The sequence below is a fragment of the Hydrocoleum sp. CS-953 genome, from assembly GCF_002260545.1.
Taxonomy (GTDB): Bacteria; Cyanobacteriota; Cyanobacteriia; order Cyanobacteriales; family Microcoleaceae; genus Trichodesmium.
The window spans coordinates 1-4305 of sequence record NZ_LGSU01000702.1; the positions used below are offsets into that span (position 1 = coordinate 1).

General features: G+C 35.6%; 3 protein-coding genes. 1 reads left to right on the top strand and 2 read right to left on the bottom strand.

Annotated features, from left to right (window positions below; all coding sequences use genetic code 11):
* Positions 1–163: 163 nt before the first annotated feature.
* Complete coding sequence (locus AFK68_RS08185; protein ID WP_143437682.1) at positions 164–583, top strand: hypothetical protein; 420 nt, start codon at positions 164–166, stop codon at positions 581–583.
* A gap of 200 nt (positions 584–783) precedes the next feature.
* Here AFK68_RS08185 and AFK68_RS38385 read toward each other — a convergent pair whose 3' ends face one another.
* Complete coding sequence (locus tag AFK68_RS38385) at positions 784–2349, bottom strand: Eco57I restriction-modification methylase domain-containing protein (protein ID WP_210407295.1); 1566 nt, start codon at positions 2347–2349, stop codon at positions 784–786.
* 78 nt (positions 2350–2427) lie between these two features.
* Complete coding sequence (locus AFK68_RS38390) at positions 2428–4014, bottom strand: DNA methyltransferase (protein ID WP_210407296.1); 1587 nt, start codon at positions 4012–4014, stop codon at positions 2428–2430.
* Between the last annotated feature and the right edge of the window lie 291 nt (positions 4015–4305).

Here is a 4305-nt window from a genome sequence, read left to right on the forward strand (position 1 = left end):
GGGTTTGGTCTCCAAACCCTCTTCATACCATTGTGAAAACCTTCATCCCAAAATCTCAAAAACTATAACGTTACAGTTTGGGGTCTGACCCCCCACCCAAAAAAAATGAGAAAACATCACGGTAAGCATCCATAATCCCAATATTTGTAGAATAGGCATTTTTTTGAGCGATCGCCTGCGTCAGGATTTGGAGATGGGTTTAGAGGCAAGTTTGGATATGGGTTTGGAGACCAGGGTTTGGAGACTAGGGTTTGGAGACCAGGGTTTGGAGACTAGGGTTTGGAGGCCAGGGTCTGGAGACCAGGGTTTGGAGGCCAGGGTCTGGAGACCAGGGTTTGGAGACCAGGGTTTGGAGACCAGGGTTTGGAGACCAAACCCCTACGGTGGTGGTTTTATGTTTGGAGGAGGGTTTGCAGACCAAACCCCTACGGTGGTGGTTTTGATGTCTGGTGGAGGGTTTGGAGACCAAACCCCTACGGTGGTGGTTTTATGTTTGGAGGAGGGTTTGCAGACCAAACCCCTACGGTGGTGGTTTTATGTTTGGAGGAGGGTTTGGAGACCAAACCCCTACGGATGGTTTTGATATGCTTTTATTGTTGCTTTTTTTACGGTGTCGGATACTAGGGGAAATGTATCAAGGATATGCTTAAATTCTGTTTCGGTTAATTGGTAAAGGTGGGCGATAATTCCATCAAGTTCGGCGCGGAGTTTGGTGCGTTTGGTTTCGTCGGTAATGCCTTTTTTATGGGAGGTTAATCCTACTTCTTTCGCGAGTTGGTCAAATTATGGGGTTGTGCAAATTAGTTTGGCGGCGCGTTTTACTATTTCGTTAAAGTAGGAGTCTTTTTCTGTTAGTCGGGGAATTGGAAGTTGATAAAACATGAACATCGAAACAGATGTTGTAACTTTTTGACGAATTAAAAAATCAAAAACAAATGAATTTAGAACACTGCAAATATAAACCAAACAAACATTGCTAATAATTGAAGTGTCTAAGTTACTCATCATTAATTTGTGATTAGCAAAAATGTTTTGGGGAAGCATTGTAGAAATCATCGTTCTTATATCTGTATTTCTTGCAATTTCCCTAAACCCTAAACGATACCTTTGATAATCTAAAATTTGACCTTCATCTTTTTGACCTCGTTTCAACAATTTTTCTCTCCCTTCTTTTTCATCTATCCAATATTTCGGTTCACCCCATTTATGAGTAAATTGATGAATCATTTTCCCCTCATAAAGTGGAAGTCTTCCCTTTCCAGGTTCAGTTTTAAATAACTGACTATCATTAGTCATGTCAAACTCACGAGTCAATTTTAAATTCCACTTTCCATCAATTTCTTCCCCCAATAAAGGAAACCGCGCCATCTTATCAGCAATAGCAATATCTACATCATTTTTAAATTCCATCACCGAAATTGAATCAGGGGATAAACGCCGAGTTAGTGGAACTGATATTTCAATCTTTTCATCCTCATCATTGAGAAAAGCTGCTAATTTTTCTTTTCTTATTGCTTCTCTTGGGTTGATGCGAAAAGCTGCCTTAAATGATTCAGTCTGACTACCTTTTTCAAAGTCAAGTAAACAAAACTTAAACCGATGGTCTACATTCTCAAAAATAAACCTTTCATTAGATAAACCAAATAAGTTTCCTAAACAAGTTTGAGTAAATAACATTTCTCGTAATTGCTTAGTTCCTAAATCTGTATAAATTCCTGACGGAATAATAATCCCACAGTAACCATTTGACCGTAATAAATTAAAACATTGCTCCACAAACAACTTATATAAATTAATATCCGTTCCCTGCTTTCTGCCATTCACAACAGAAATTTGATTCTGATATTTTTCGGCACTTCGATAATACAAACTCACATAGGGAAATTGACTTTGATATTCCAACCAAGCATTAGCAACTTCCTTATCCTGCAACATCTTTTTCTTTTGCTTTTCAAAAGTCTTAATATCCATCTTATTTTTCGTCACCAGGTCGCTATATTGAGCAAAAAATTCTTTAGCTTGTGGTTTAAAAGTCTCCCAGGGTGGATTAGTAATAATCGCATCAAAACCACCCTTTTCCGAAATGACATTATCAAATTCATAACCCCAATGAAACGGCTTCAACCTGACAATATCCTCAATCTTTAATAACCGCTTTTTTGCCCTTCCTGTTAATTGCGCCTCCTCATATTTAATCTTCAAACTACCAAACTCATCCAACAATAATTGATTCAACTTACCATAAGATCCTTTACGCAACTTTTCAATATAATTCCTCAAATTTAGCAGACGAGTATTTTGGTCTGTTCCCTCAATTTCCCCAGACTGAAAAGCGTGTTCTTTATACATACGAATACTCTGATTTTTCTTCTCTAGAATTTTCTGATAATCACCCGCCACTAACTTTTGTAATAAATTCCCTTGTTTCTACTCTCCAACATTCTCAAAACTTTCCTCATTTACCCGAATTAAACCAATCAAAGAATTACCCATCATAATATTAAAATCAATATTAGGTAAAGGTTCTAATTCTGCCTCCGACTGAGCGGAAGAAACCAAAGCCAAAAATAATCGTAACTTAGCAATTTCGGTTGCCTCCTCCATAATATCCACCCCAAAAAGATTATCAGTAATAATCCGCTTTTTCACAAAATAAGCCAAAGAAGGATGAGAACTTTCTTTCTCTTTTAACCACTTTTTTAACCTTCTATCTCCATTTAATTTAATCGTACCAATAACAGCAGTATAAATAGAAATTAAACTTTTCATAGCAGCCACCAGAAAAGCTCCCGAACCACAAGCAGGGTCTAATAAAGTTAGATTAGGGAGAATATCTTCAACCAGATAATGACAGAGTTGAGCATCTAATTTAATCAGCAATTCATTGATTTCCCTAAACCTGGTATTTGCCAGATTATTTATCCTATCTAAAATTAATTTATTAATAGTTCTATCACACAAATATTCTGTAATTTCCGTACAAGTATAATAAGCACCAAATTCTTTTTGGTTAATATATTTCTCAAAAATATATCCCAACACATCGGGGTTAATTTCATCATCTTTTCCTTCAGGAGTATCATTCAAATTCCAAGAGTAACGAGAAAATAAATCTAATACTTGAATAAAAGCTGTATCAGCAATAGAAATATTGTCATATTTTTCCTCAATGGAATGTTTGAGAAATAATCCACCATTCAGATATTTTACCTCACCTATTAATTCTTTTATCGCCTCATCTCGTTCAGATTCTAATTTAGCAAAACCCTCAAAAAATAAACTTTGGAGAAAATGATAATATTGATTTTCACCCCGTTGCTTACTTGCCGTTAATTTCTCCTGTAAATAATCTAAATTTTTCCCATCAATAAATCCTTTCCGCTGCAAAAAATAAACAAACATTAAACGGTTCAACAAAACCGAAGTATACCAACGACGCTCAGATAAATTATCTATGCCTTGAATAAACTTGAGAAACTCCGAATGTTGGTCTTGAAATTCCTGATAAAACTTTTTCGTAACCCGTTCAACATCAAAACCCCGTTGCAATTTTTGAGCAATTTCAACCACAGAAATTGACTCTGTTTCAAATTCGATAATATCAATAACCAGAGAACCTAATTTACTTAAAAATAAATCCCCTGGTTGACCTTTAACATATAAATGGTCTCTAACAAAACGTTTATTATCATCACGTTTTACCCAATACCAAAGACTGCGAGTTTTCTCAGCATCCAGAAAAATTAATAAATTTTCAGCCACCCGTTGTTCAATTTCTTGATGTATAGCTTTACGAATTTTACCTTCAGGAATTTCCCCAGTTTCAGAAGTTACTTCAAAGATAGCAACTTTAGCAGCTTCAGCTATTCTTTGATAGTAATAAATTTTATCGTCGATATCGAGATAATTTTTTTTAGTATTAGATGGTTGTTCCCAACCTAATTCTTCGATAAAAACTTTTTGAAATTGAAAATTATATAAATAGTCGCGAATACGTTCAAAATCCAGATTCATAGTATTTATTGTTGATTATTGATTTATTGATTTTACCACCGTAGGGGTTTGGTCTCCAAACCCTCTTCATACCATTCCCAAAACCTCAAAACCATAGTATTTATTATTGATTGATTTATTGATTTTACCACCGTAGGGGTTTGGTCTCCAAACCCTCTTCCAACCCTTCTGCAAATCCTCCCCAAAATATTAAAACCATACAATAATCCAACACAAAAATTAATGTATAATCCGATAAATGTAGCGGGTTTGGAGACCAAACCCCTACCATAAAATATTGCAACCTAAACC

Bases quoted from the DNA above. Each gene is read 5' to 3' on its own strand.
- AFK68_RS38390 (WP_210407296.1), bottom strand. From the start codon at position 4,014: ATGAATCTGGATTTTGAACGTATTCGCGACTATTTATATAATTTTCAA.
- AFK68_RS38385 (WP_210407295.1), bottom strand. From the start codon at position 2,349: ATGTATAAAGAACACGCTTTTCAGTCTGGGGAAATTGAGGGAACAGAC.